The sequence below is a fragment of the Halioxenophilus aromaticivorans genome (genome assembly GCF_042850945.1).
Lineage (GTDB): Bacteria > Pseudomonadota > Gammaproteobacteria > Pseudomonadales > Cellvibrionaceae > Halioxenophilus > Halioxenophilus aromaticivorans.
The window spans coordinates 4,204,939-4,231,125 of the sequence record NZ_AP031496.1 but is presented as its reverse complement, the minus strand read 5'-3'; the positions used below and the strand labels follow the sequence as shown (position 1 = coordinate 4,231,125).

23 protein-coding genes are annotated in these 26,187 nt (G+C 50.3%); 16 read left to right on the top strand and 7 right to left on the bottom strand.

Translation table 11 applies throughout. The features are described from left to right. The first annotated feature begins 44 nt into the window (after positions 1-44). Positions 45-1,223, top strand: a complete 1,179-nt coding sequence (locus tag ACGHM3_RS18150) for a hypothetical protein (protein WP_345426044.1) — start codon at positions 45-47, stop codon at positions 1,221-1,223. An 82-nt stretch (positions 1,224-1,305) separates the two neighbouring features. Further along, positions 1,306-2,130 (top strand): SDR family NAD(P)-dependent oxidoreductase, encoded by an 825-nt coding sequence (locus ACGHM3_RS18145; protein ID WP_345426042.1) that lies wholly within the window; start codon positions 1,306-1,308, stop codon positions 2,128-2,130. A 40-nt stretch (positions 2,131-2,170) separates the two neighbouring features. On the opposite strand, the gene ACGHM3_RS18140 is transcribed toward ACGHM3_RS18145, so the two are convergent. Both ACGHM3_RS18140 and ACGHM3_RS18135 read right to left on the bottom strand, forming a co-directional pair. Next, positions 2,171-2,983 carry a TauD/TfdA family dioxygenase gene (locus ACGHM3_RS18140; protein ID WP_345426040.1) on the bottom strand — a complete coding sequence of 271 codons (813 nt, stop codon included), beginning with the start codon at positions 2,981-2,983 and terminating at the stop codon, positions 2,171-2,173. A 25-nt stretch (positions 2,984-3,008) separates the two neighbouring features. After that, the gene (locus tag ACGHM3_RS18135) at positions 3,009-3,617 is read right to left on the bottom strand and encodes an NAD(P)H-dependent oxidoreductase (RefSeq protein WP_345426038.1); all 609 of its coding nucleotides are present in this window, start codon (positions 3,615-3,617) and stop codon (positions 3,009-3,011) included. 259 nt (positions 3,618-3,876) lie between these two features. On the opposite strand from ACGHM3_RS18135, the gene ygiD reads away from it, so the two are divergent. The 9 genes from ygiD to ACGHM3_RS18090 all read left to right on the top strand — a co-directional run bounded on the left by ygiD (position 3,877) and on the right by ACGHM3_RS18090 (position 13,660). Further along, complete coding sequence (gene ygiD, locus ACGHM3_RS18130) at positions 3,877-4,701, top strand: 4,5-DOPA dioxygenase extradiol (RefSeq protein WP_345426036.1); 825 nt, start codon at positions 3,877-3,879, stop codon at positions 4,699-4,701. Positions 4,702-4,802: 101 nt separating this feature from the next. Continuing rightward, positions 4,803-5,891, top strand: a complete 1,089-nt coding sequence (locus ACGHM3_RS18125) for an acetamidase/formamidase family protein (protein ID WP_345426034.1) — start codon at positions 4,803-4,805, stop codon at positions 5,889-5,891. A 119-nt stretch (positions 5,892-6,010) separates the two neighbouring features. Further along, positions 6,011-7,327 (top strand): MFS transporter, encoded by a 1,317-nt coding sequence (locus tag ACGHM3_RS18120; RefSeq protein ID WP_345426032.1) that lies wholly within the window; start codon positions 6,011-6,013, stop codon positions 7,325-7,327. 2 nt (positions 7,328-7,329) lie between these two features. After that, a complete protein-coding gene (locus tag ACGHM3_RS18115) occupies positions 7,330-8,388 on the top strand; it encodes an LLM class flavin-dependent oxidoreductase (protein WP_345426030.1) in 1,059 nt (352 codons plus the stop codon). Further along, positions 8,381-9,037: a cysteine hydrolase gene (locus ACGHM3_RS18110; RefSeq protein ID WP_345426028.1), complete on the top strand. Its 657-nt coding sequence runs from the start codon at positions 8,381-8,383 to the stop codon at positions 9,035-9,037. Before ACGHM3_RS18115 ends, ACGHM3_RS18110 begins: the two co-directional genes overlap by 8 nt. Further along, the gene (locus ACGHM3_RS18105; RefSeq protein WP_345426026.1) at positions 9,034-10,353 is read left to right on the top strand and encodes a hypothetical protein; all 1,320 of its coding nucleotides are present in this window, start codon (positions 9,034-9,036) and stop codon (positions 10,351-10,353) included. Before ACGHM3_RS18110 ends, ACGHM3_RS18105 begins: the two co-directional genes overlap by 4 nt. A 28-nt stretch (positions 10,354-10,381) precedes the next feature. Continuing rightward, on the top strand, positions 10,382-11,260 hold the full coding sequence (locus ACGHM3_RS18100; RefSeq protein WP_345426024.1) for a TauD/TfdA family dioxygenase: 879 nt from the start codon (positions 10,382-10,384) through the stop codon (positions 11,258-11,260). Positions 11,261-11,501: 241 nt separating this feature from the next. Next, a complete protein-coding gene (locus tag ACGHM3_RS18095) occupies positions 11,502-12,701 on the top strand; it encodes an SRPBCC family protein (protein WP_345426022.1) in 1,200 nt (399 codons plus the stop codon). Next, complete coding sequence (locus tag ACGHM3_RS18090) at positions 12,701-13,660, top strand: PDR/VanB family oxidoreductase (RefSeq protein WP_345426020.1); 960 nt, start codon at positions 12,701-12,703, stop codon at positions 13,658-13,660. Before ACGHM3_RS18095 ends, ACGHM3_RS18090 begins: the two co-directional genes overlap by 1 nt. Before the next feature lie 300 nt (positions 13,661-13,960). On the opposite strand, the gene ACGHM3_RS18085 is transcribed toward ACGHM3_RS18090, so the two are convergent. Further along, positions 13,961-14,920, bottom strand: a complete 960-nt coding sequence (locus tag ACGHM3_RS18085; RefSeq protein ID WP_345426018.1) for a helix-turn-helix transcriptional regulator — start codon at positions 14,918-14,920, stop codon at positions 13,961-13,963. A gap of 806 nt (positions 14,921-15,726) precedes the next feature. On the opposite strand from ACGHM3_RS18085, the gene ACGHM3_RS18080 reads away from it, so the two are divergent. The 4 genes from ACGHM3_RS18080 to ACGHM3_RS18065 all read left to right on the top strand — a co-directional run bounded on the left by ACGHM3_RS18080 (position 15,727) and on the right by ACGHM3_RS18065 (position 20,539). Then, the gene (locus ACGHM3_RS18080; RefSeq protein WP_345426016.1) at positions 15,727-18,027 is read left to right on the top strand and encodes a TonB-dependent receptor domain-containing protein; all 2,301 of its coding nucleotides are present in this window, start codon (positions 15,727-15,729) and stop codon (positions 18,025-18,027) included. A 224-nt stretch (positions 18,028-18,251) separates the two neighbouring features. Further along, the gene (locus ACGHM3_RS18075) at positions 18,252-18,743 is read left to right on the top strand and encodes a VOC family protein (RefSeq protein ID WP_345426014.1); all 492 of its coding nucleotides are present in this window, start codon (positions 18,252-18,254) and stop codon (positions 18,741-18,743) included. Positions 18,744-19,110: 367 nt separating this feature from the next. Continuing rightward, positions 19,111-19,584, top strand: a complete 474-nt coding sequence (locus tag ACGHM3_RS18070; protein WP_345426012.1) for an RDD family protein — start codon at positions 19,111-19,113, stop codon at positions 19,582-19,584. A 40-nt stretch (positions 19,585-19,624) separates the two neighbouring features. Next, positions 19,625-20,539: an AEC family transporter gene (locus ACGHM3_RS18065; RefSeq protein ID WP_345426010.1), complete on the top strand. Its 915-nt coding sequence runs from the start codon at positions 19,625-19,627 to the stop codon at positions 20,537-20,539. A gap of 53 nt (positions 20,540-20,592) precedes the next feature. Here ACGHM3_RS18065 and ACGHM3_RS18060 read toward each other — a convergent pair whose 3' ends face one another. The 3 genes from ACGHM3_RS18060 to gdhA form a co-directional block, all read right to left on the bottom strand. Beyond that, positions 20,593-21,900, bottom strand: a complete 1,308-nt coding sequence (locus ACGHM3_RS18060) for an aminotransferase class V-fold PLP-dependent enzyme (RefSeq protein WP_345426008.1) — start codon at positions 21,898-21,900, stop codon at positions 20,593-20,595. A gap of 322 nt (positions 21,901-22,222) precedes the next feature. Then, positions 22,223-22,387 (bottom strand): DUF1328 domain-containing protein, encoded by a 165-nt coding sequence (locus ACGHM3_RS18055; protein ID WP_345426006.1) that lies wholly within the window; start codon positions 22,385-22,387, stop codon positions 22,223-22,225. Between the two features lie 227 nt (positions 22,388-22,614). Then, the gene (gdhA, locus tag ACGHM3_RS18050; protein WP_345426004.1) at positions 22,615-23,952 is read right to left on the bottom strand and encodes an NADP-specific glutamate dehydrogenase; all 1,338 of its coding nucleotides are present in this window, start codon (positions 23,950-23,952) and stop codon (positions 22,615-22,617) included. Between the two features lie 719 nt (positions 23,953-24,671). On the opposite strand from gdhA, the gene dps reads away from it, so the two are divergent. Beyond that, positions 24,672-25,175 (top strand): DNA starvation/stationary phase protection protein Dps, encoded by a 504-nt coding sequence (gene dps / locus ACGHM3_RS18045; protein WP_345426002.1) that lies wholly within the window; start codon positions 24,672-24,674, stop codon positions 25,173-25,175. A gap of 137 nt (positions 25,176-25,312) precedes the next feature. On the opposite strand, the gene cysZ is transcribed toward dps, so the two are convergent. Beyond that, complete coding sequence (cysZ, locus tag ACGHM3_RS18040; RefSeq protein ID WP_345426000.1) at positions 25,313-26,071, bottom strand: sulfate transporter CysZ; 759 nt, start codon at positions 26,069-26,071, stop codon at positions 25,313-25,315. Positions 26,072-26,187: the final 116 nt, after the last annotated feature.

The following is a 26,187-nucleotide window of genomic DNA, read 5'->3' as shown; positions in this document are numbered from 1 at the left end:
CTGCAGTTTAATGAAGAAGTAAGCAGGTTTCACGGATGAATGCGGTGAAAAAAGTAACAAATGCGAATTGCGGGCAAAGTAGTTCACTGGCCGATTCGCTCGCCTACAGATATGTGCTCGAAGGCGACTACAGCCTAGTGGCTGATGCCGAAGAAAACCATACCGAGGACAAACTTAGCGAGTTCTATGCAGCACTTGATGAAGCTGAATCCGATGCAGAATTCGGCCAGGCTGAAATCAACCTCTATAACGCGTCTGTAAAACTGGATAATGAACTGCCATTGATAGGCGGCGCCATTCCTCACTGGCAGAAGCTTGCTCGATTGCAATATGGGTTTGCTCGCACGCTTACCGTGTGTGCACCAGAGCTGTTGGTGTTGAAGCGGGTTTGCCATCGTATTTTACTGAAATCGGAGCTCAACACTACCCGTATCATTTTAGTTGTCGATAAAAATCAAGTGCGGTCGTTAAGCGCTAATGCGCTGATCGAGGCTGGCAGTCAGTTGCGCCAAACCGTTGAGCAAGAGTATCTCCATGTGATGCAAACGGTACAAAATGCCGAAGTGGATGGTAAAAAGGCTAAACACAAAAAGATTACTAAATTAAAACACTGGGTCGTTTTCAATGTTTTGATTATTAACTCTGGCATCACCGATACCAAAAACAATCGTAGTCTCTTAAAAACCCTCAAACAGCATCGTATTCGCAATCGCGTAAGAATCAATAGCTTCGTTTTAGACGAGTCGTTAGGCCAGGTCGAAGCCTCTCGCCCATTAGTAGATTGGCGAAGGCGCCGATATTTGCGCTACGCATTACAGCATAAAAATGAATCTCCCTCGCAAATATGGCACAAAGCGAACAGTGCTAACCCCAGTGCGATTTTACCTGCAGTTGTTGGGGCCATAACCGCTTTGTTGGTTATGTTTGTTAATGTCTTGTTGGCCTTTATGGGTTACTCATTAGATACCGGGTTCATCGTATTGGGTAGCTTTGCTCTAGCGACGGCGTTGTTTATCGGTTTTGTCTGTTTGTACCGTTTAAACCGCCACGCCAGCGTCCGTGCGCACTGGTTTATGGTCAGTTTTATCGTTGTCTTAGGTGGCACTCTCGTAAGCGTGTATTGGCCTCCCAGTTTACCCGGTGCGCTTACCCTGGGTTTGTTACTGCTGCTGTTTTACTACGTCAATATGATGGGGGCGGTTTTAATGGAACGTGAGCAGTAGCGATTAGTCTCACTTTTTCGGTGTCATTTATTAGGCAAGTTGCTTTCTACGTTTGTGAAAATCCAATGCTAAAGGAGTCGTTGTGCAGTTAGGTCAATTAGTAAATACCTACAACGGTTGGGCAGTTGTTACCGGAGCATCATCTGGCATAGGCGAAGAGTTTGCCGTTCAGTTGGCGCAGCAGGGTTTTAATGTTGTGTTAATTGCTCGTCGGCAAAGCCGTTTGGAGGCGTTGGGTGAACGGTTAACGCGGCAATACGGTGTTGAGCATCGTGCGGTATCCGTTGATCTCGCACAGCAGGGATTTATGGAGACAGTAGTAGCCGCCACTGAAGGTCTAGATGTTGGTGTTTTTGTCAACAACGCTGGTTTTGCGAACTATGGCCGGTTTTTAAGCAATAGCCTTGAACAGGAGGAGCGTTTACTGAATGTAAACTGCCGAGCTGTGACCTTATTATCCCATCACTTCGGCAATTTAATGCGCCAGCGTGCCCGCAGTGCCATCGTTATAACAGCCTCCATGGTGTCATTTAGCAGTGTTCCCCAGTGGGCCACCTACGCTGCCAGTAAAAGTTACGACCGGTTATTTGGTGAAGCATTGGCCCACGAGTTGTCGAAGGATAACATTGATGTGTTGGTCTTTTGCCCTGGGCCGACAGCCACTGAGTTTGAAATTTATCAAGGGCTATTGGCGAAGTCATTCGTCGTAAAACCCGGTGTCGTGGTGACCAAGGCGTTGCGACGCTTAGGTAGATCCAATGTGTATGTGCCGGGGTTTTTCAACCGTTCCACTATTTTCTACTTGCGGTTGCTGCCGCGTAAAGTGGGTATGCTTCTCTTTGGCCGGTTAATAGCGGCGATGTTGGGCAATCGTGACCAGGGTGGTAATAGCTCAGCTACTGAATGATCAACTCCAGGCTAGGATCACTGTAATCCGCGACTACGTATTAAAACGGCTTGTCTCCACCCATGGTGACCCGGAAACCCGAGCGTGTTTGTGGAAAGTAATCCCACACCGCAAAATGCTGTGTGCACCGGTTATCCCAAATGGCAATAGAGTGCTTACGCCATTTAAAACGGACCTGAAAGTTAGGGTCTTTGACGTGCTCGTACAACATATTTAATACGCCATCGCTTTCGTTTTTTGAAAGCCCCATTATCCGGGTGGTGTAAGAAGCATTAACAAAAATCGCTTTCTTGCCCGTTACGGGGTGCGTACGTACCACCGGATGCGTATTGCATGGGTAAGCAGTGCCATAGTCGCCGTAAATAGAGTGGTACACGTGGTTGGCATCGTGTTCTGCCTGCAGGCCTTCTAAATAGCGCTGCATGGCCGGTGAAAGCGCATCGTATACAGCGTACATAGATGAAAACAACGTATCGCCACCGTATTCTGGCAGAGTGTGCAAATACAGCATAGAACCCATGGGTGGCTCTTCGTTGCAGCTTAGGTCTGAGTGCCAGTTGTCTCCAGCAATGTATTTTGAGTCTTTATCGGCGTGGATGGCGACAATATCTTCGTACCCGTTTATGCCCTTAGCGCCGGGGTGAATAATCAAATCACTGAATATCTGCCCGGCAATGCGGTGTTGATCATGGCTAATGGCTTGATCCCTTAAGAAAATAACCTGGTACTGCATTAAGGCATCGTAGAGCTGTTGCTTTTGGTCGGCCGATACCGGTTGGGTTAAATCGATATTGCCTATTTCTGCTCCAATATTATGAGTCAATGGAGTTACAGTTATCGCGTTGCTGGCCATGTTATTTCCTTAAAAGTCTGCTTGCCTACATACCGTAAGGGTAGGTTTTATAGTCGGCCACGCCGCTATCGCGTACCAGTTGCAATGCATTGGCGTATTCGGTGAGTAAATCTAAAGAATGCTTTACCCTGGCGTGAATATACAGGTCGTCTTTAAACTCTGATGCCTCAGCGGAATTCAAGCATTGCTTTACGTTGCGCACGATGAGGTGATCTGGTATCCAGCAAATTCGATTGTTTTTCGCGCTGCTGATGCGCAGTTCTGTAACCGGCAGATGGCCGCCGGAAGAGACGGATACGCCAATCAATAAGCCCGGCTTATTGGCCACTTCACTGGTGCCGCAGTAGAGGAAAAAGTTTTTTAACACGCTTGGCGCCATACCGTGCCAATCCGGTGCAATCACAATTAATGCCTCGCACTCGGATAATTGGTCGCCAATGGGCTGCCATTGTTGCTGCAGCGCTCCATCGGGCTGCTTCCAAAAGCTGTCGTCGAAGTGTGGCAGCTCTAAAGTTGCCAAGTCCAACAAATACGACGCAACGCCTCTTGTTTCAAGCAGTTGTTGTAACGTTCCACCCACTTTTCGGGTTTGTGAGTTTTGCCGTTGGCTGCCACAGATGATTGCAATTTTCATAGTTAACCCAAAGCTGTTTGCGCCCATACTTCAAATAAATAAATTCTTGGTTGACAACGCTACGCCTCAATTCTGGTTAGATCTTGTCGATTTGCGCCCCAATTCTTGAAACAGCCTGTTGCTAGAGCGTGAATGTGCAATTTGTGTTGCAGCTATGGCCAAGAGTCACGTCAGTCCCGAGTTTATAGTGGTGGCCGATGTTTAGGTTTAAGCCAAGGGCGAGAACCGTCAAGACCAACGACAAGAAAACGGAAAAATTATGACTGATACTCGCGCCACCGTTCAGGCTCAGCCGGCCATATTTATTGGCCACGGCAGCCCTGGCAACGTAATGGAAGACAATACTGCCACGGCCATGTGGGAACAGTTGGGCCAGGAATTAGGCAAGCCCAAGGGTATCATTTGCGTTTCAGCGCATTGGTATACCCAAGGCACTGCGGTTACTGCCAACCAAGCGCCGCGCACTATCCACGATTTTGGCGGCTTTCCCCAGGTGATGTACGAGATGCAGTACCCGGCGCCAGGCGACCCTGAATTGGCAGCCAAGGTGGTTGATTTACTGAGCGAGGAGGGGGCTCGGCTGGACGATAGCTGGGGCTTTGACCACGGCTGTTGGGCGATTTTAATTAAGATTTTCCCCGAGGCCGATATACCCGTGGTGCAATTGTCCATCGATAAAACCAAGGGTAACGACTATCACTACCGTGTGGGCCAAAAGCTGGCGCAACTACGAGGAGAGGGCTACCTCATTTTAGGTAGCGGTAATATTGTGCATAACCTGGCAGTGATGGACTGGCGGGGGCGCGACAAAACCTATCCCTGGGCCCAGCGCTTTGGCGATTATATTCGCCAGTCCATCACCGATAACACACCGGAAAACGCCATTAATTATCTCCACTTTGGTGTCGACGCCGAGTACTCCGTGCCCGGTCCGGATCATTACCTGCCGCTGTTGTACGTAATGGGGGCTCGCCAGCCAGAAGACAGCGTGGAATTCCGCTCTAACTATGTGGAATACGGTTCTTTGGATATGACTTCGGTGATTTTTCAGCCGGGGGAATCAGCACAACTTTCGGGGCGCTAATTAACAAGAATGCGCCCAAGTGGGGCGGTAATCTTTGTATTACAGGGGATTTCGGCGGGAGTGCCGGGGATAACCGTTAAAGTACTGTATAGGAGTTGCAAATGTCATTATTGAAAACCGATGACTTAACCGAAGCCGACCGTCGTCAACCCAACGAGTTTTACAACCTTAAGGCCACGGTAGAGAATTGCCATTGGGGCTATTTTTCCGCCACCAAATCGCCTGCGATCAAGGTGAAAAGTGGCGATATCGTGCACGCCGAGGCCATCACCCACCACGCTGGTGATGCGCCAGACCTTATGATGGACGATGGCTTAAAGGCACTTTGGGCGGGTATCCCAGAAGAAGACCGCAACCCTGGTGTGCATTTAATGACCGGCCCTATCTTTGTTGAAGGTGCTCAGCCCGGTGACATGCTAGAGGTGCGCTACCTCTCCATGCGGCCACGCTTTTCCTACGGTTCCAACCTGGCCGCCAACTGGGGCCACCTGTACAAAGAGTTTGGCGAAAAAGAACGCGTAACCATCTATCGTTTGGACATGGCCAGCATGCAGGCTCACGGTCATTACGCCTACGATTTCAACGGCAAATACGAAATCCCCGGAACCGTTACCCACTGCGCCGAGTGCGATCGTCACAAAACGCTCAATGGTGTGAGGGTGCCCGTGCGGCCCCATCTGGGCACCGCCGGTGTAGCGCCGGATGTCAGTGGCAGGGTGAGCACCATTCCGCCGGGCAAGCACGGCGGCAACATTGATAACTGGCGCATTGGTGCTGGTGCCACCATGTATTACCCAGTGCAGGTGGAAGGTGGCTTGTTTTCCATCGGCGATCCCCACGTGTCCCAAGGTGACGGTGAAATCAGTGGTACCGCCATTGAGGCCTCGCTGGATGTAACCATGCAGATTATTTTGCGCAAAGATTTTGCATTCAATTCGCCATTGCTGGAAACACCAGACTATTTCATTGTCCACGGCTTTGACGAGGACCTGAACCAGGCCATGAAAAATGCCTCGCTGGAAATGCTAGATTTGCTAGGTGAGCACCGTGGCCTAAGCCGAGACGACGCCTACTCTTTGATGAGTGTGGCCAGCGATTTTACCGTAACCCAAGTTGTGGACACGGTTCAGGGTGTGCACGCCAAAATTCCACGCAGTGTGATGGATAAAGGTGAGCCCGACGATGCCTAAACGGTAACAGAGCCCAGCCCCGCGCCAGTACTTTAGGCGCGGCGGCCGGCAAGAGACCCTGGCGGTTACCATTGCCAAGCCACGGTGTTGAATAACAACACCGCCTTAGAGGAAACACTATGCCCAAGATCAGCCCGGCAAACCAAGCGATGTTCATTTTATGTACGTTTAGCTTGTGCTTTTTTGTCATCACCGCAGCTACCTTCAACTCCCTGGGTGTTGTGATTCCTTTTATGGTGCAGGAGCTGGGTTGGGATTGGACCATCGCCGGCCTTGGTTTCACTTTTTTAGCCTTAGCCTGCGGCTTGAGTGGCTATTTACCGTCCATAACCATTGAACGCTATGGCGTGCAAAACACACTGCTGTTGGGATTGTTAATTCTGGCGCTTGGGTTTGTCACGCTGGCGCTAACTAAATCGCCTCTTACCTATTGTTTGGGGTGTATTCTGCTTGGGGTGGGCTACGTTTTTGTGGGCTCGGTTCCCGGTACTTACATCATTACCCACTTCTTTGTTAAGCGGGCAACGGCCTTTGGTTTTTATTACACCGTGGGTGGCTTGGGTGGTGTGGCCGGGCCTTTTATCGTTTGGTTGGCCGATGGCGGCTTGGGTAATTGGCGGCTGCACTGGATGCTCACGCTGGGCCTGATGACATTTTCGGTATTACTGACGTTACTGGCATTAAAATTCACTGATTCCGAGCGCCTGCGGCGGCCACCGGTGGATGAAGAGCGCGAAGAAAACGCCAACCCAAGAGTGTACCAAACCAAACAAACCTGGAGCTTTAAGCAAGCACTGTACTGCCCCCAGTACTGGATTATTTGTGCCGCCTACACCAGCGTGTTGTTTGTTGGCACCACAGTAAACAGCTTTTCAGTATCGCATCTGACCCAAATGGGTATCTCCTTTGGCTTAGCCAGTTCGCTGCTTTCGGCCGAGGCACTGTGCAATTCTTTCTCGCGGGTTATCGGCGGTGTGATTGCAGAGTATTTTGAGCCCAAGTTTATGCTGTGTGGTTCATTGTTGTTACTGCTCTTGGGCATGTTGTCGCTAAGTTTTGCCAGCTCCAATATTTTGCTCATCGGCTATGCGCTAGCCATTGGCTTTGGTTTTGGGATGACCTTCTTAGCCTGCACGGTATTGCTGATACGCTATTTTGGGTCAACACCTTACTTAAAGTTGTTTGCCACCATGAATATGTTTGCCACGGTGGCTGCAGCGGCGCCCTTTGTGTGCGGGGCCTTGGGCGATTTAACTGGATCTTTTGTTACACCATTTTTAATCATAGCGGCCACACCCGCCATAGTTTTGGTGCTGGTGGTTTTTATGCGGCCTCCCCATTTGGCCGATGAAACTGAAACGCTGGCCGAGATCACCTTACCCACAGAACCCACCACGGCACCGGATGTTCAATTGCATGTAGCGAGGGAAGCGTAATAATGAAAACTACCCAAAAGAAAAAGTTCGGCGTATTTTTACCCATAGCCAATGGCGGCTGGATCGTTTCTAAAAACACGCCACTACTGGACGGCTCCTACCAACAAAATAAGCAAGCCGCGGTATTGGCCGATGAAATTGGCATGGATATGATTATGTCCATGGCTAAGTGGCGCGGTTACGGAGGCGAAACCAATCATTGGGGCAGCTCCATGGAATCCATGACCATGATGGCTGGCATCGCCGAGGCCACACAGCACGCCAAAATTATTGCCACCGTACACACCTCATTGATGAACCCCGGTGCTGTTGCCAAAATGGTAACGACGCTAGATCAAATCTCCGGCGGCCGGGCGGGTTTGAATATTGTTTCGGGTTCGTTCCGCGATGAATTAAATCAAATGAATGCTTGGAGCGATGAAATCGATCACGATGAGCGCTACGTGTATACCCAAGAGTGGACGACGCTTGTGCATCGCTTGTGGTCGCAAGAGCGGGTAGATTTTGCCGGTAAATATTTTAAATTTGAAGACTGCGTATCCGAGCCAAAGCCCGCCAAAAAACCGTTTACGGTCTGCGCTGGGCAATCCGAACGCGGCCTGCGGTTTTCGGTGCGCAATACCGATGCCTGTTTTGTCGGCGGTAAAGACGACGCAGAAACACTGAAAATTACCCGGCTGGCGAGAAAAATCGCGGAAGAATATGATGAGCCCGTAAGCTGTTTTTGCATGGCGACGTTGGTGATTGACGAAACCGACGCCGCCGCTCAGGCCAAAGCCGAGTCCTACCGGGCGGGCAAAGACCAGGGTGCAGTGGAGGGCATGATGCGCTCCTACGGCATAGACCCGGCACTGAAAGATAACGCCATGGTGGTACGAGCACAGGGGGCTTTTATGGCTAGGGAGTTTGTTGGCTCGCCAGAGACGGTTAAAAATCAATTAATCGAAATGATCGACAACACCGAGATGGATGGGGTGATGTTGAATTTCGATGATTATCAATCCGGCCTTACCTATTTCGGTAACGAAATTTTACCGGCTTTACGAGCTTACTATGAGTGATAGTGAGCAGCTACCCATGGTCGATTTAAAGCCCGCCTGGATATCTCCCGGGCGCACGGCACTGTGTGTAATAGACGTGCAAGTGGATTTCGCCAGCTCGGAAGGTTTGCTTGGCCAGTACGGTATCGATATGCGTGGCCTAGAGCCTTGCTTTGATAATATCAACCGGTTAATCGCCAGTGCCCGCAGTGTAGACATACCCATTATTTTTATTGCCCTTAAAACCCAAGCCGCCACGGATTCCCAGGCATGGAAATTATGGATGCAGCGCCAAGGCCGGGATGCCGACGCAGACAGCGCTATATGTCGCCAGGGAGAAGCCGGCGCAGAATTTTATTATTGTTTGCCACAGCCCGGTGATTTAATTATAGAAAAGGCACGCTATAGCGCTTTTTGGCAAACCGATTTCAGTAAATTACTGCAACAACAGGCTATCGATACTTTGGTGGTCACGGGAATTACCACCGAATGCTGTGTGGAATCCACCGTTCGAGATGCGTTTCATCACGATTACCACGTATTTTTACCCGTCGACGCCTGCGCCGCCTACGACGACAAAATGCACACCGCCAGTCTAAAAGCTATGGCCATGAACTGTGCATTACTCAGCTCCACCCAAGCCATTGAACATGCCTGGAGCCAACCATGAACACCTCCCTATACCCAGTAGAGACTCAAACGCCCTATGTGGTAAACGAGCAAGAAAAGGCTGCCATTAAAGCCGCTCTTAATATCGAAGAAATCACCGAGCTGGCGTTAACCCTGGGCAATATTCACAGCAGCTCTGGTGAGGAAGCCGAAGCCGCCGGTTTTGTGCAAAACTGGTTGCAAGCGGAGGGCTTTAAAACGCGTACTGCGGGTGCAGTACCCCATCGGCAAAATGTGATTGGCGAATACGGTGGAAAGGGCAGCGGCGCCAACCTGCTGTTCACCGCGCACCTGGATACCGAAAGCCCCAGCGCCGATGACGATATCAACCGTCACAAATACAGCCCAGCCACACTGGCCAACCCCGAGTGGAAACAGTGTTGGTTGGAAGACGGCCAGTTTCACGGCTTTCCCATCAGTAACGACCGCGGGCCGATGAGCTGCTTTTTAATGGCCGCCAAGGCATTAAAAACGGCTGGCATTGAGCTGGCTGGAAAACTGTACCTAACCGCCTGCCCAGGAGAAATTGGCCCGGAGCCCATGGAAGAGTGGCGCGGTGTGGATTTTATGGGCAAAGATATTGGTGCGCATTATTTATTCCACCACGGTGGTGTGGTTGCCGATTACACCATCGCCGCCGAGGGCTGCGACTGGGGCGTAACCTGGCAGGGCAACGGTTACGCCTTGTTTAGAATCCAATTGATCGGCGAAGGGGTTTTTACCCCCATTTACGACGCCCCAGAAAACCCACTGGAGCATCCCAACCCTATCTATCAGCTGGGGCCGGTGATTGATGCTCTGCATCGCTGGGGCAGAGCCTACGAAAAAGAAAACACCTATCAAACCGCCGGCGGCACTTCCATGCCCAAGGTGCAAATCGACTCCATCAAAGCCGGCTCGCCACTGACTTTTGGAGCCGGTACCGACGTGTGTTCGCTGTACCTTGAGGTTGGGCTCACCGCCCACCAAACCGCAACCCAGGCCTATCATCAAATTAAACAGGTATTAATGGATTTAAACCTTAGCGGTTACGACATTGAACCGGTGGTAGTGCGGCACGGCTTTGAGGCCGACCAAAACGCCGTTGCGCCGCTGGTGAAATCGCTCTGCCATGCCACCCAGTCTGTGCGTGGCCAGCCGGTGCAATTGGCTCACCCTGGCTACAGCAGTATGTGGCGCGATCACAACGTTTTTAACATGCAACGAATTCCTGCGATAACCACGGGAATGCCCCGGTGGCGACCGCGTCCGCAAGATTTGGTCGACAGCGCATTAATTTATGCGCTAACAGCATTATCCATTTGTGGCCGTTTATAACGTTGGCCACGCACAAGTGAGGTTAAACATGCAACAAACACAAGCCCCTGCAGAACTTGCCATTGAGCCGCTGAAACCCGGGTTTGGAGCGCAGATATTTGATGTCGATCTGCAAAGCGCAGATGAAGAAACCCTGGCTAAAGTGGTTGCCGCCTTCCACGCCCATGGCGCTATTCTACTGCGCAATCAAACCATGAAGCCAGACGACCTGATGCGCTTTATCCACGCTTTTGGCGAGCCCGAGCTGCACACGCAAACCAAGTTTTGCCTGCCCGGCTATCCACACATATTTAAAATATCCAATATGGAGGATGAGAACGGAGAACCCATCGGCGCTCACAACGATGGCCTGGGCTGGCACACCGATTATTCTTACAAAGAAGAACCGGTAATGTGCACCATGCTGTATGCGGTAACCGTGCCCGAAGAGGGCGGTGATACTCTATTGGCCGATCAAGTCAGTGCCTACAACGATTTGCCCGAGGACGAGAAAGCCTTTTTAGATCCGCTTAAAGTGCACCATTCCCTAGTGCATTTTATTGAAAATCGAGACTTCAATAGCTACGAAATCACCGATGAACTGCGCCAAGAAAACCCCGATGTGATCCATCCTTTAATTCGTGTGCACCCTGCAGACGGCCGCAAGGCGTTGTGGGTGAGCACCGGCACCGTGAAGCATATCCTGGGCATGGATGACGACGAAGCCTTTAAATTGGTAGATCGTTTAGTGGATTACATTACCCAGGATAAATACGTGTTTGCCCACAAGTGGCAAAAAGGCGACCTACTAATGTGGGACAACCGATGTACGTTGCATACCGGCACCCGCTACGACGACAAAAAGTACCAGCGCATGGCCCACCGCTTGTGGGTAAAAGGTGACAAGCCTATCCCGGTAGCCGAATAGCGTCTGCCAAAACCCGTTTCTGAACCCTTGCTCCAAGCCCACTCGTCTATCTTGTGGGCTTTTTTTACGCCGCTGCAATGCGCCGGCGCACTAAAACTTGTACGCGATTGAACAATCTTCTTGCCGGGCGCTGCATTAGCATTAAACCTTCAAAGTAACACGGTAAACCGGGCAAGCGTTTTAAGTTCTCGACGAGTACCGCAAATCAGTGCAGCCAGAAGGGTTGCTGTTAGGAGTGACTATGAGTAAGACTTTTTTAACCGATATGTTTTTTGACGAATTGAACAGCTCGGTGTTGGACATCGATAAAGCAGAGACACTCCCTCCACTGTGTTACACCGATGCAGGCTTTTTTGAGTTTGAGAAAAAGGCCTTATTCGACAAGGAGTGGCTGTGCGTAGGCCGGGTAGACTGGATTCCCAACCCAGGCGATTTCTATACCTCTGAGATCATTGATGAACCCATTGTTGTCGTTCACGACCGAGACGGCACCATTCGTGCGATGTCATCGGTCTGCCAACATCGCGCCATGTTGGTCGCCGAAGGCTCTGGAAACACCCGAACCTTCACCTGCCCTTACCACCACTGGATCTACAACCTTAAAGGCGAACTCATTAACGCGCCGGCTATGGAAAAAACCTGTGACTTCCACAAGGAAGAATCCAGTCTGCCAGTATTTAAGTTGGAAATATGGCACGGCTTTATTTTCATCAACTTCAATGATGACGCAGAGCCGTTAACCCCTCGTTTGGCCGCGCTAGAGCCCATTTTAGCTAATTACGACATTGAAAATGCCGAAGGCCCAGTGCCGGACAGAAACATCAAATACGAATTCAGCTGGAAAGTCATGTTCGAAAACAACAACGACGGCTACCACGCTAATAAACTGCACCAGGGTGAATTCCACGATTACATTCCCAGCGATTTGGCCGAGTTCCCAGAGCAGCTGCCAGAAAATACCGCGGGCTTTTTCCGCACCAATGGTACCTTGCACAAAGATGCCAGCTTTAACCCCACGCAAAAAGCGCTGATGCCGGTATTCCCCAAGCTTACCGAAGAAGAGCGTAATCGCATGGCCTTTGCCAACTTGCCACCGACCCTGTCATTGGTGCTAACCAGCGATGCCGTGATTTACCTGATTTTGCGAGCCGACGGACCAGAGAGCCACAAGTTGGATCTGGGTGTGCTATTTGCCAAAGGCGCCATGGATGACCCTGAGTTCGACAACAAAATGGAAATGGTGTTAGAGCGCGCCTTAGATATTAACGCACAGGACGTGCACGTAGATGAGCTGGTGCAAATTGGTCTGCGATCACGGTTTGCCAAAAGGGGACGCTATTCTTGGCAGGAGGGTGCTCAGCGCCAGTTCAACACCTGGTTGGTACCGCGCTACCGTGCCCACTGGGAAGACATCAAACAGCAAGCCGCCGTGGGTGAGTAATGACTGGGGCCGATACCATAGCCGTTGTGGTGCACGATACCTGGCTTGATGGCCAGGACGTGAAAGTTCTGGATGTGCGCAGTGCCAACGGCGCTGCCTTGCCGGCCTTTAGCGCCGGCGCCCACATCGATGTGCATACCCCCAGCGCAATCAGGCAATATTCCCTGTGTAATAGCGATGACGAAACACACCGTTATTTAATTGCGGTGGCGCGGGAGCCACAAAGCCGCGGCGGCTCTGACTATATTCACAGCCAGTTACACGCCGGCGATTCGGTAAACGTCAGCGCACCAAGAAATCATTTTGCCTTGGATGCGCAGGCAAACCACAGTGTATTAATTGCCGGTGGCATTGGCGTAACGCCGATTTTGGCCATGATTTACCAGTTGGAGCGACAGCAACGTCCCTGGACTTTGCACTACAGTGCTAAAACACCACAGAGTGCGCCCATGGCTTCGCTTCTGGCCAGTCTGCTAGCCGATGTACACTTTGGTACGGCGCATATTTACTATTCTGCCGAACAACAACGCATGGAACTGCGTTGCATTCGAGACAACGCGCCCATTGGTGCCCACTTTTACTGTTGTGGCCCAACCCGGTTGCTGGATGACTTCGACGATACTTTTCAAGTCATTCCCGAAAACCGTAAACACAGCGAACGATTCAGTGCAGACGACCTGGTTGCCGCCGGCGGCGGATTCACCCTAAAGCTGGCGCGTTCTGGCCTAGAGGTAGAAGTGGCAGAAGACGAATCTATCCTATCGGTACTAAAGCAGCACAAAATCAATGTGACCTATGCCTGCGAAGAGGGCCTGTGCGGCAGCTGCGAGGTGGCGGTACTAGAAGGTACACCAGATCACCGCGACGGTGTTTTATCCGACGCAGAAAAAGCCAGTAATCAAACCATTATGACCTGTTGCTCCGGTGCCAAGTCCAAGCGTTTGGTGCTGGATATTTGAGGCGGGATATTTAAGATGGGGTATTTAAGGTAGAGTGATTCAGGATAGGCTTAGCGTTAGAAGCTAATTCGTTTGTTTGGGGCCAACTATTTGGCCCTTTTTTTTATCGTTTTAGAAGTGTCTTTTGTCGTGTCTGTATCGTCGATTTTTTCGCAGTCTGAGTGTTGGGCAGAAATATCCAATGCTTGGGGGGACATAGGGCTAGGCTAGCAATAAGAGAGGAGGGGCGGCGGCGAGGATACCGCCTCGGTTTATACTGTACCAGTCAGGCTATAACCCAACGTGTTGTTCTCCACTCAACTACCCGACTTGCAATGCGGCGCAATGTTCCCGGCGATAGTTACGGGGTGTGGTATTAAATTCACTGCGGAATACTCGGCTAAAATGGCCTGCGTCATTAAAGCCCCAGCGGAAGCAAATATCGGATACCGACAAATGCTGATACTCGGGATGGCTCAACTCGTAACGGCAACGCTCCAGTCGGCGCGAACGCACATAGCTTACAAAACTGGTGCCGCTTGATTCAAACAGCTTCTGAATATACCGAGCACTCACCTTATTTTTTACTGCCACTAAATTGAGCGATAAATCAGGATCTGATAGATTGGCGTCTATCAAATGGCAAATGCGTTTAAATTGGTCGATCTTCGCGGTGCTGCCAAAATCTAAGACGCCACTTTGGTGGATTAGATTGCTGATTAGGAACTCCGTTAAGGCGATTTCCACCGGCCGCAGGGCTTCGGATTCCAAGCACTCTATGTTGTCGCTCAATGCGCCAAGCATGCAGGCAAACACATTATTTAAACCGGATTCGCAGGGAAGGTAACCAACGTTGATGGTATCCAGGTTAAGCAGTCGCTTATGAATTAAGCCCTTGGGTACATTCATATACAAGATTTTAAAATCGGATTGGACGGATAGAGTCATATCTAAGCCGGTGGGGGCGTAAATAATGGAGTTTTCTCGGGCTGGGTACTCCATGCCTTTGTATTTAAGCGAAAAATCCCCCTCTAGCAACAGTGCCAACCAAAACGAGTAGGGCAGTTCGCTGCATTTACCCGCTATCTCCATCGGCGAGCCGGTGATAATGGAGAACTCGATTCCCTGGGGTGAATTGATGCTACTAACGTTGCCACGGAAATCGTGGTCGTGTTGGGTAAAGCTACAATCGGGCAAACACAGTCGGGTTAGTGCATTTTGCCAAGCGGCAGAGCGTTCAAATTCCGGGCAGCTATCGGTGGATAATTTCCATGAGCTCATAGGGGGGCACCTCTTTGTTTTCGGATTGTCTCTGGCGGACAATGGAATATCAGGCCTTTCGTTGGAACTTTGATTGGAAAGAGCCGCGACGCTGGAAACAGTTAGCAGAAAAAAGCATTGATACGAAAAATGCGACTGATCCAAGCTGCCTTCAACGAATGCTATCCGTTTGCCAGGCGAGTACAATCGAAGGAGCAGTAAACGTGCCACGGTTTTTGAAGAAATGTTATTGCCGCTGGCAGCCGAGGCTAAACGCAGGCACGTCGACGGATACTAAAAAGCGAGGTGATTGATTTAAAAGGATTTATTTGATTCATATCAATGCGTAACAGCGTCAGCTAATATCTTTATGAAATTTGCTCATGCTTCAATCTGGCTCGCCTGCGCCGCTGGATCAAAATTTCATGCTCCAACGAGGGGCGTGAGCTAAGGGGAAAGCCCCACAAACTACTGTCTAAAAAGGTGCATAGGTATTAACGCTGCTCAGGCGCGGCTCTCAGCGCTGCATGTATACGCTAAATCTAATTCGCTGATTCCACATTACTCATACATATTTTATCAATTTTCTATAAACATCTTGCAGTAGTATGAATTGTAAGCAAACCCTAGCTGGCAAGCTCTAGTGAACATCGTTTGCTGCCATAGAAGAGAACAGTACCTCCTCTGTAAAGAGGTTTTGTCAATGTACGGTCCGCTGCTTGTACAGGACAAAAACATTCTAATAAACTGCTGTCGCTTCTGCGCTTTCAAAAATATAGGTTCGATTTTTATGATCGTTCGTGGTTGCCAATTACAGAGGAAAGACAATGCAGAACCTGCCGTTTAAAAAATTATCACTACACACCACTTTACTGTCGATCATCTGTGCCTTTCCAGAAGCGTACGCGGCTGAAGAGGGGATGGATGTCGTAGATCGTACAACGAGCGGTGATTATATTGAAGAAGTCACCGTAACCGTGTCCGTCGACCAGCGCGAAGTCAATCTGCAGGATGTCGCCGCCTCGATTACCGCCGTCGGCGACGAATTAATGAAGCAGGCCAACATCACTGACGCCACAGGCTTAAATGGCTACGTGCCAGGCTTACAAGTCAACAAAAGTGGCGGCGCAGAAAGAATGGTAAGTATCCGGGGCGTGGGATCGCAAACGCCGCAAAACTTTTATAGCCAACCCGGTGTTTCCTTCCATATGGACGGCGCCTATATCACCAATAATATTGCTTTGAATATGGGCTTCTTAGATGTAGAACACATCGAAGTTCTACGTGGCCCGCAAGGCACTGCATTCGGTGCGGCGTCTACCGGCGGTACGCTCAATGTCATCAGTAAAAAACCCAAAATGGGCGAGTTCAGTGCTGAGGTGCAAGCGGGGTTGGGCAACTACAATTACCGTGAAGGCCAGGTGGCGGTGAATCTTCCTGTGGGCGAAAACTTCGCCATTCGAGGCGTAATAAAAGACACCAGTCACGATGGCTATTCGGAATCTAATGGCATTGATGGCGGCTACGATTTAGACGACGCCGATAATCAAAATGCGCGTATCTCTGCACTGTGGGAACCGACGGATTCTTTATCCGTGCTGGTAATGGGCCAGCGTTATAAAGATCACCACAACGCCGCGGCGTTAAAAGCCGTTGACGACCCTAACCGTGATGAGCGCGTTGTTTCCCAGGATTTTCCAGGCAAGTTTGATATGGATATGGATATTGCCACTGCCATTATTAATTGGGAATTACCGTTTGCGACGTTAAAATCCACCAGCAGCTACCAAGACATGGACCACGCCCAGTCGTTTGATACCGACCGCAGCACAGCGCAGTTGTTCGGTGGCTATGATCACGTGGCCGTTTGGGCCACCACCGCAGAAACCTACATGCAGGAGCTGTCGTTAAGCTCTAATACCGATGGTGCGTTTGAGTGGGTGGTGGGTGCTTTTTATCTGGAATCAGAAAGCGGCCAGTACGTAAATGAATACGCCGGAACAGATGTTAGCGACCCGACACCCATACTGTCTCCCAGTACCGCCGCCAGCGATATCCCAGCCAATCTTTCTTATTCCGAGCGCTCAACGGTGGATAGAACCTCATGGGCTACCTTTGCCCAGGGCACATTTAACTTAACCGATAAACTGAGCCTTACCGCTGGCTTGCGTTACAACGACGATAGCTTTGATGGCCTAGGTTCTACCTATTTCGCCGAGCCAAACCCCAGCAGTTTTGGCGCCGAGGAAGTGACCGGAAAAATAGGCATCGATTACCACTTAACCGAAGACAATATGATTTACGCGGTGGCGTCTCGTGGCTATAAAACCGGCGGTATTAATTCAGGCGCGGTGAACGCCATGGTAGTTAGTACCACCATTGAGCCCGAGATTGTCACAACTTACGAGTTGGGTACTAAAAATATCTTTTTGGAAAACGCCCTCACAGTTAACGCCTCGGTGTTTTACTCCGATTATCAAGACATGCAATATATCCAGGAAGATCCGATTCCGTATTCCGGTGGTTTAGGCAATATTCCAAAAGCCAATATTTATGGGATGGAATTAGAAACCAAACTGGCTTTGATGGAAGGTATGTTGGAGTTGGGTTTCAACGCCACCGTGTTGGAGGGCGAATTCTCGGATGAGTACTACGCATTAGATCGACGCGTGGCGGATGCCGCAGGCGCAGAAGCAATCGCAAATGGTACCGCACCCTATGAGTGGAGTTATGAGTGGTTTTTGGCTCGTGGTTCCGCCACCGTTAATACCGAAGGCAACACACCAGCCAATTTGCCTGAGTTCAGTAGCGGCTTAAATGCCACACTGTACACCGAGTTAGGTGACTTTGGATTAATCACTTCTCGTGTGGAATATCTCTATAAAAGCGATTATGAATCTCGCATTTTTAATACCGACGTAGGCCATGTGGACGGTTACGACCAGTTTAATCTATTTGTGCAATACGAGCCCTTCGAAGGTAATTGGCGAGCTTGGGTAACCGCCACCAATTTAACCGACGAAGCTAACATCGTGGGCCGCTTTGTGGACCCTTATGGCAGCGGTGTTGTTAGTGACGAATATATCCCGCCGCGCCAAGTGGTTGCCAATTTTAGTATCGATTTTTAATTCATTATTAGCCCAAACCTGAACGGCAAAGCTGCTGTTTCAGGTAGTGGCGTAACCGATGAGTTTATCGATCTCTAATTTAGTTTCACCCAGGCCGATTCCGCCGCCATAAATCCGTGGCAGTTAAATTTCCCTAATTAAATCGGCAGCTTATTTAATTAACCATGCGTACCCTATAAATAGGGCGGTGCTCTATCGCAGGTGCGCAATCTACGAGGCTATCCATGACTAAACCCAACACGCTTATTTTTGTTGATATCACTTCAGACGACCCAGCCGCTGCTGGCGAATTCTACGCCGAGGTATTCGGCTGGGAAAACGATCCGCGCCCCTATGGCGAGTACCATCGAATGGTGCCCGGTGGCAATATGTTTGACGGCGACGGTAACGAATCGGCCATCGGTAATTTCCATATCGGCATACATAAAGCGGCCAACGTACGCCCGCACCCAGATAGAGACGGCGTTGAGCCTCGCTCGCTTTCCGAAGCCGGCCGTAAACCGCGGGTTTGGATTTTAGTCAGCGAAGACGATTCTATGGACGCGATTTTAGATAAAGCCACCAGTAAAGGTGCTACTGTGTTGTGGAAAGATCATTTCTGGAAAGAGTTCAACGGCTTTAATGCCGCTTTCCAAGACCCATGGGGCAACGAAATTATCCTTTGGGAAAAGGGCGGTAGTGACCCAGTGGTTCCGGAGCATTTTACTCAAGAATAATCCACCCAAGCATTACCCGTTCAAGTATTACCTATACGAAACACTAGGGGCTGGTTAGCACTAAACCAGCCTCTGGCTGCAATCCCAAAACAGCGCTAGGCTACCGACCAACGGGTGGGCCTTTCCCCGCTTCGCCAAACTCATCTTTTGTTACTGCTTACTCCCCATCCTATTCGGGGTTCACTCCTTTTAGCATTCTTATTAGCCGAGTTACTGCCCCCGTGCTAGGCTAAGGCCGAGTGATCTATTGATCTCTGGCATTGCCAACCGGGAGCTATCTCAAGCCACACTCTTTATGCACCTGGGCTCACAGCGGTATTTGCCCCACCCGTTGTACTACGGAATTCTATTGATAAGAGGATAAACCATGGACGATATATACCAACCCCCGCAAAGTGACGTTGAGCAACATTCCGCGGCTGGGTATCAGTTTGCCGGTTTTTGGGTGCGGTTGGTTGCAACGCTTGTGGATACGCTGCTGATGATGATCGTAACCTACCCGATATTAGCGGCTATTTATGGCTTCGATTACTTTACCGGTGGGGCAGCCGTTAGCGGCTTTTGGGATATTCTTTTCAGTTACGTTTTACCGGCGGTGGTAGTGATAATGTTCTGGCTCTATAAATCGGCTACCCCAGGCAAGATGTTATTGGGCTTAAAGGTGATCAGCCAAAAAGACGGCCAGGGCCTAAGTGTGAGCCAATCGATTGGTCGATACTTCGCTTATTATCTCTCAACCATCCCTTTGATGTTGGGCTTTATTTGGATCGCCATCGACGAAAACAAACAGGGCTTTCATGACAAGCTGGCCAAAACCTACGTTATAAAAGCAAAACCCTAGTTGTGCGCGCCGGATTGCATACGTTAACGGGGGTTGACCCTTGTCCAATGTTCTAACGGCTCTGTGGCCAGTTTTTGCGCTGATAGTGGCGGGGTACTTCTTAAAAGTTCGGCAGTTCCCTGGCGACGTATTTTGGCCGGGTGCAGAGCGTCTCAACTATTTTTGCCTATTTCCGGCACTGTTATTTTATAACCTCAGCCAAGCGCCGCTCACCACAGCCGCGTTGCAGTCCCTGGGCGGTTTGGCATTACTGTGCATGGTGGTGGGGTTCTGTTTACTACTGTGCGCCCAGCGTTATTACCGTTGGCCGGGGCAACGTTTTGGCGTTTTTACCCAGGGCGGGCTGCGCTTCAATACCTACTTGGGGTTGGCCATTGTTGGGGCCTTGTACGGTGCTCCGGGTTTGGCGCTGGCAGCCATGATGCTGACACTGCTGGTGCCCTTGGTGAATGTGTTTTCGGTAGTATCGTTAACCGCCGGTCATCGGCCTAGCGTGTTGCAGCTTGTATTGCCCATCGTTAAAAACCCGTTGATATTGGCCTGCCTCGCCGGCGCTGCGGCTAATTTAAGTGGGTTAACCCTGGGCCAGGGGGTGGAAGTTCTACTGAAGCAGCTGTCTGCAACCAGTTTGCCTTTGGGGTTGCTGTGCGTGGGCGCGGCGCTGCAGCCCAAAACTCTATTGGGCGAGGCCAAACCACTGATGGCGACGGCGGTTTTAAAGTTAGTAATGATGCCGGCAGTGGCAATGGGTGCAGCTTGGTTGGCAGGCCTACCCAGCCAAGAGGCGGCAATACTGGTGATTTTCTTTGCTTTACCCTGCGCACCTACCGCCTATGTGTTAACTAAGGAGCTGGGTGGTGATAGCCGTTTAATGGCCGCGGTGATCACACTACAAACGGCGTTAGCGGCAGTGACCTTAACCGTGTGGTTGTACTCTCTGCGGTATTTTCAATAGTCCTGTAGATTTATCGCACGCGAGTTCTGCAGCGTAAAATTCTGCTTTAGGTATCACTTCGTTATGTCATTTAGTGCAGATGCCAAAGCCTGAACGTCCTCAACCGGGGTAAATACCTGCGGCGTGACTCGAATATTTGCGCCGCTGGCCAAGTCTTTGCGCACCACGGTAAATAGGTTGTACTGTTTGTGCAGGGTTGCTTGCAGCTTTTCGTTGTCAGCCACGCTGGTTTTGCCTGCTAGCCGAAAGCCGCCCATGCCGGTGCTGGTGTCGCTGTCCGCTGCGCCCAGAATTTCAATATTGGGATTGTCTTTTATCGCATCTACCCAAACCTTCCGTAGGTAGCGTAAGCGTTCTTGTTTCGCTTGGGCGCCAACGTTTTGGTGAAATTCCAATGCCGCCGGCACCGCCAGAAACGCGGCAAAGTTGGAGGTGGCCATATGGACCCGGCTGCTAATGTCGGTATTGCTTGGGTCGCTCTCTCCTGGGAACGGGGCCACTTTGTCCAAGGTGCCTTCTTTCATATACAGCGCGCCCACACCAACCGGCGATCCAATCCACTTATGCAGGTTAAACAAAGCCCAGTCGGCTTTCAGTTCTGGCAGGGTGAAATCCACCAGCCCCCAGGATTGGGCGCAATCACAAATGACATCGACGCCCTGCCGTTTGGCCTGCTCAATGATCTCTTTCACGGGCAGTAAAAGGCCGTGCTGGTTGCTAACGTGGGTTAACAGTGCCAGCTTGATGTGTGGGTTATTCTGCAAGGTTTGCCGATACAGCTGGCTAAGCTGGGACACTGTGGCTTGGGCCGGAATTTCGAGCTTAATGGCTTCCACGCCACGAGTTTCCGCCAACCATTGCATGGCCCGCTGGAAGGCCGGGTAGTCTATGTCGGCGTATAAAACCGCGTCGCCTTTGGCCAGCCCTTTGTATTGGCTAATGATGCCGTGCAAAGATTCAGTGGCATTGCGTGTTAAGGCGATTTCAGAAGGCTTTACCGCTAACGCTTCGGCTACTGCTGCGCCCACCTCGTTGAAATCTTCATTCCACTGGGTTCGGGCGTAGAGCGACAGCTGCTGATTTACCATGTGCGTTAAGCGCTGGTAGTGTTGCTCCACGGGCTTGGCCATTTTGCCCCAATAACCGTGTTCAAGATTGATAACCCCTAGGGCCGTTTCATAAAACTGGCCAACGTAGCGCCAATAGGCTTCGTCTTGGGCCAGTGACTGCGGCGCGATTTTGCTTTTCGCAGGGTTAAATTGCAGACAATCGAGGGGGGCGCCGGTGCTGGGCAAGGCGGAGCTGGCGGCCGCAGCGGCCAGGGTGGTGCCGAGAAATGAGCGACGGGAAAACGAGGGCATGGGTTACACCTAGGTACAGGATACCGGACACACAGTCATCCTAAAGCGTGAGTGTCAGAAAAGAAACAGGAATACACCTATAGACGGCTTAAGCTGAAAGGTCCGCAGTGAGCAATGCGACATAGAGCCATTTGAGCGGCAGAGAGAATTGTATAAACGGTGGAGGTTTTGTTTTAAACAATTATTAGTGAAGTAGATAGAAATTGATTGTAGGGATTTGATACTCTGACAGCGAGGGCCATCAGGCCCTCATTGCACTTTTGCTAGTGGGCGCGAGCGACAACCGTTGCCAATCTGTCGCTGCCGCCTGGTCACTATCAATTTATAGCCGCGAGCGACGGCCGGTGATAGCAAATACAATTGCTAAAATAATACCGACTACAAATAAGATCCAAGCGATGTTGGTTGCTGCGCCTGCTACACCTGTAAAACCAAAAACAGCAGCGACTAAACCTACAATTAAAAATATCAGTGCCCAATGTAACATTGTCGTATCCTCATAGTTGATGATGTATCCACCTTTATTGGTGGTTGTCGGTTTTACACGGGTCTTTGTAAAGCAGGTAAAAAAACCCGGTTCAAATCGACGTTTATTAACTTCACACCAAGGGTGTTGCAGACACTGTGCCAATTTAAAAATAAAACATTTTCCGCTGAAATTCTGCTGCCTCTAAAAGCCTATTTTTTTGAATAGAAAACATCCCTGAAGCCCCATTATCCGGTACCTTGGGCCAATATGCCGGCGGCTACACGACGAAATGCAGCCCGGTTGGCGCATTGGCGATAGTTGATCCATTGGTCATCATGTTTGTGTTCGTCCAGACACTGCTGATGTACATTTTTCATAATTGAGCGCAATTTTTCATCCAGTTGCGAATAGCTCATTGGATTAAAACAGGCGTTTTGTGCCATCTCTAGGCCTGATAGAGCGACGCCGCCGGCGTTGGATGCCTTACCCGGTGCGTTGGGTATCTGAGCCTCGTTCAGCGTGGCCACGGCGTCATTGGTGCATGGCATATTGGCGCCTTCGGCCAAAAACTGGCAACCGTTGTCCACCAATGCCTTGGCGTCGTCTTCGTCTAGTTCGTTTTGCGTTGCGCAGGGCAGGGCAATGTCGCAGGGGTATTGCCAGGGTTTTGCGTCTTCCTGCCATTGGCCGTTGACGTCTTCGGCAACACTTGCCAAATCAACCCGGCCGGTGGTGTCTATCAATTGTTTTATTGCCTCTGTGCTAAGCCCCTGTTCCACATACAAGCAGCCTTCGCTGTTTGATAGCGTAGTAACCCTGGCGCCATTTTCCGTCGCCTTTAATGCTGCGTGCAAAGCGACGTTACCCGAGCCGGAAATGGCAACGGTTTTGTCTTCTAGCGCTTGGTCATGCCGGTCTAGCATGTCTTTTACAAAGAAAATAAGCCCAAAGCCGGTGGCCTCAGGCCTTAAGAAGCTGCCGCCAAATTCGATACCTTTGCCCGTTAATGCGCCACTGAAGCGATTTTTAAGTCGGCGATATTGACCGAATAAATACCCGATTTCTTTTGCGCCAACATTAATGTCGCCTGCGGGTATATCGGTGTTTTCGCCAATATGACGGTAAAGTTCATTCATAAAAGCTTGGCAAAACCGCATAATTTCACGGTCCGAGCGGCCCTTGGGGTTGAAGTCCGAGCCGCCTTTAGCACCACCCAAGGGAATGTTGGTGAGTGCATTTTTAAACGTTTGTTCAAAGCCCAAAAATTTTAGGATGGATTCATTAACAGATGGGTGGAATCGAATGCCGCCTTTGTAGGGGCCTAGGGCGCCGCAGTATTGCACTCGGTAACCTCGGTTGACATGAACCTGACCGGCATCATCTTCCCAGGTGACACGAAAGGAAATAATTCGGTCCGGCTCGCTAAGCCGCTGCAGTACCGCCTCAGCCAATATGTCTTGGTCTGCTTCCACCAGCGGCTCAATATCGCCAAATACTTCCTTTACTGCTTGAATAAACTCCGGTTGATTGGGGTTGCGGTCCTCTAACCACTGCGTTGTCTTCTGTATATTGTTTTTGCTCATTAAAATTTCCGTTGTTAACTTAATTGCGCCGGCAGACCTTACAAATATTGTGCTACTAGCGTGAGCTAACTACGGCCGCAGGCAGGTGATGTACATCGCCTACGGTAAATGTGCGGTTTTGGTTTGCCCAAGCAGTTAGAGAGACATTAAAAAGACGGTTGTAAAGACAGTGACACAGCGGGAGTAAAAACGCCTTCCTATTACTGCAGTAAAAAAATGTCTAAGTAAAAGCTGCGGAAGAAATTACAATTTTTTGTAGGGCTTGCATGCTTAAACGGTGGCCTATTAATCGAACTAGGCCTAAGAAACCAGAAAACAAGGGGTGGTCGAAGTTGGCTTTAACTTTGCACTGTGCTTGGCAAGCCGCGCAAAATTAGCAAGCCGCGCAATAAGGGCGACATGTAGCAAATTTGTTGCAGGCGTAGGATATCACTGGTCTTGGCAAGAAGCGCAAATGGCCAACAAGGTCACCAGCGTTTATCGGCCTGGCAAGCTGCAGCAATGTCGGATGCCAATGCGCCACGAGTATTTATAGTCAAAAGGCAAAGCGCTATCGCAAGCTCTTGGTTAGACGCCGATAATCCTGTTTCTAACATTGGTATATCGGTGGCGAAAATCCCCCGCTTGTTCGACCTGCGGCGGTGCAAAACTCTACTAGCTAATCATTGAATTTTCACTGAAGAACTAACAAATTCTTATTAAACAGATAGGAGTAAGACATGAGCAATACCAAATTTACCGTACCCGGCGTTAGCCAAGAAACTGGCGAGCAAATTATCAGTATTATGCACAACCGTTTAATTGCCTTGCTTGACCTGCAATTAACGCTTAAGCATGTTCACTGGAATGTTGTTGGCCGTCACTTTATTGGTGTGCACGAAATGCTAGACCCTCAAGTGGACGGCGTAAGAGCCATGACTGACGCGCTTGCTGAGCGGATTGCTGCGCTGGGTGGTACGCCCTGTGGTACCCCTGGCGCCATTGTTGAAAAACGTAGCTGGGAAGATTACAAATTGGGTAAGGCTACCGTAACAGATCATCTTGTTGCGTTGGATGCGGTTTACACCGGCGTTAATGAAGACCACCGTAAAGCCGTTGGTCAGTTGGGTGAAATAGATCCGGTGTCCGAGGATATGATCATCGCCCAGCTGGGTGAATTAGAGCAGTATCAATGGTTTGTGCGCGCCCACCTAGAGTCCTCCGATGGCGAGCTAAGCAAGTAAGCCATTGGCTACGTTTGTCAACAGTCGTTGGATGCTTCTGTAACCACAGTGTCGAAAAAACGCCGAGTTTTTTAATGCGCTCGGCGTTTTTTTGCGTAAAAGAATTGGTGTTTTTGAAAGCCGGGCAGACGCTAGTGCTAGGGTAAATCGCGCAATTCCCTCACCCAATAAATAGTGCCGCCGGCCACTGCTGCCGGCATAGCGATAATATTAATCACCGGCACCATGGTCCCGAGTAGTGTCATTCCGCCCATGCCCCAGGCGCTGTATCGGCTTGCACCAAGCGCGTGCTTAAAGCGAGGAAAAGATAGGCGATTATTGTCTGCGGCGTAGTCAGCGTACTGGATTGCCATGCACCAAGCTCCCCACAGCGCCAGAATGACGGGGATAAATAAGTTGGCTAAGGGGATGAAGCCTAAAAAGAAGCAGCCGATAAATATCACTATGCCCCGGCTGACAAAATACCAAATTTTGATGAGTTCGCGTATCAATACCCGGCCAATCATGGTCACAATGGGTTCGGGGGGCGGCGCCGTGCCGGTTAGATGGGTTTCTATGCGCTCGGCCAGTATGCCGTAGAAGGGCGCGGCGATGATGTTGGTGATCATGCTAAAGCTGTAGCCATAAATAACAACAGCTATTAACGCTACCGCCACCCAGAGCACAACCCCTAACACACCCACAACCGGTGCCAACCAATCCCATTCGGGCATCAGGCCGGTAATGGCCCCAGTGGCAGTATTGAAGTAGGTTACCGCTAGGCTGGTGAGAAGCAAAAATATCACCACATTCACCAGAATGGGCACCACCACAAATAAGCGGAATTTAGGCTGAAAGATTAACTGTGCGCCGTCGAATAAATAGCCAGCCCCATTGGTGAGGTTGTTGTGGTTCACATTAGTATCCTATCAGCCTGATCATCGGCTTCCTTCCTGCTAAGTCTATTCTTCCGGCAGTTAAATACATCTCTAATTGCGCGGCATGCTCAACGATTTAGATACCCCACTTTGGA

Coding starts and splice junctions, on each gene's coding strand:
- ACGHM3_RS18140 (WP_345426040.1), bottom strand. CDS start 2,983: ATGGCCAGCAACGCGATAACTGTAACTCCATTGACTCATAATATTGGA.
- ACGHM3_RS18135 (WP_345426038.1), bottom strand. CDS start 3,617: ATGAAAATTGCAATCATCTGTGGCAGCCAACGGCAAAACTCACAAACC.
- ygiD (WP_345426036.1), top strand. CDS start 3,877: ATGACTGATACTCGCGCCACCGTTCAGGCTCAGCCGGCCATATTTATT.
- ACGHM3_RS18125 (WP_345426034.1), top strand. CDS start 4,803: ATGTCATTATTGAAAACCGATGACTTAACCGAAGCCGACCGTCGTCAA.
- ACGHM3_RS18120 (WP_345426032.1), top strand. CDS start 6,011: ATGCCCAAGATCAGCCCGGCAAACCAAGCGATGTTCATTTTATGTACG.
- ACGHM3_RS18115 (WP_345426030.1), top strand. CDS start 7,330: ATGAAAACTACCCAAAAGAAAAAGTTCGGCGTATTTTTACCCATAGCC.
- ACGHM3_RS18110 (WP_345426028.1), top strand. CDS start 8,381: ATGAGTGATAGTGAGCAGCTACCCATGGTCGATTTAAAGCCCGCCTGG.
- ACGHM3_RS18105 (WP_345426026.1), top strand. CDS start 9,034: ATGAACACCTCCCTATACCCAGTAGAGACTCAAACGCCCTATGTGGTA.
- ACGHM3_RS18100 (WP_345426024.1), top strand. CDS start 10,382: ATGCAACAAACACAAGCCCCTGCAGAACTTGCCATTGAGCCGCTGAAA.
- ACGHM3_RS18095 (WP_345426022.1), top strand. CDS start 11,502: ATGAGTAAGACTTTTTTAACCGATATGTTTTTTGACGAATTGAACAGC.
- ACGHM3_RS18090 (WP_345426020.1), top strand. CDS start 12,701: ATGACTGGGGCCGATACCATAGCCGTTGTGGTGCACGATACCTGGCTT.
- ACGHM3_RS18085 (WP_345426018.1), bottom strand. CDS start 14,920: ATGAGCTCATGGAAATTATCCACCGATAGCTGCCCGGAATTTGAACGC.
- ACGHM3_RS18080 (WP_345426016.1), top strand. CDS start 15,727: ATGCAGAACCTGCCGTTTAAAAAATTATCACTACACACCACTTTACTG.
- ACGHM3_RS18075 (WP_345426014.1), top strand. CDS start 18,252: ATGACTAAACCCAACACGCTTATTTTTGTTGATATCACTTCAGACGAC.
- ACGHM3_RS18070 (WP_345426012.1), top strand. CDS start 19,111: ATGGACGATATATACCAACCCCCGCAAAGTGACGTTGAGCAACATTCC.
- ACGHM3_RS18060 (WP_345426008.1), bottom strand. CDS start 21,900: ATGCCCTCGTTTTCCCGTCGCTCATTTCTCGGCACCACCCTGGCCGCT.
- ACGHM3_RS18055 (WP_345426006.1), bottom strand. CDS start 22,387: ATGTTACATTGGGCACTGATATTTTTAATTGTAGGTTTAGTCGCTGCT.
- gdhA (WP_345426004.1), bottom strand. CDS start 23,952: ATGAGCAAAAACAATATACAGAAGACAACGCAGTGGTTAGAGGACCGC.
- dps (WP_345426002.1), top strand. CDS start 24,672: ATGAGCAATACCAAATTTACCGTACCCGGCGTTAGCCAAGAAACTGGC.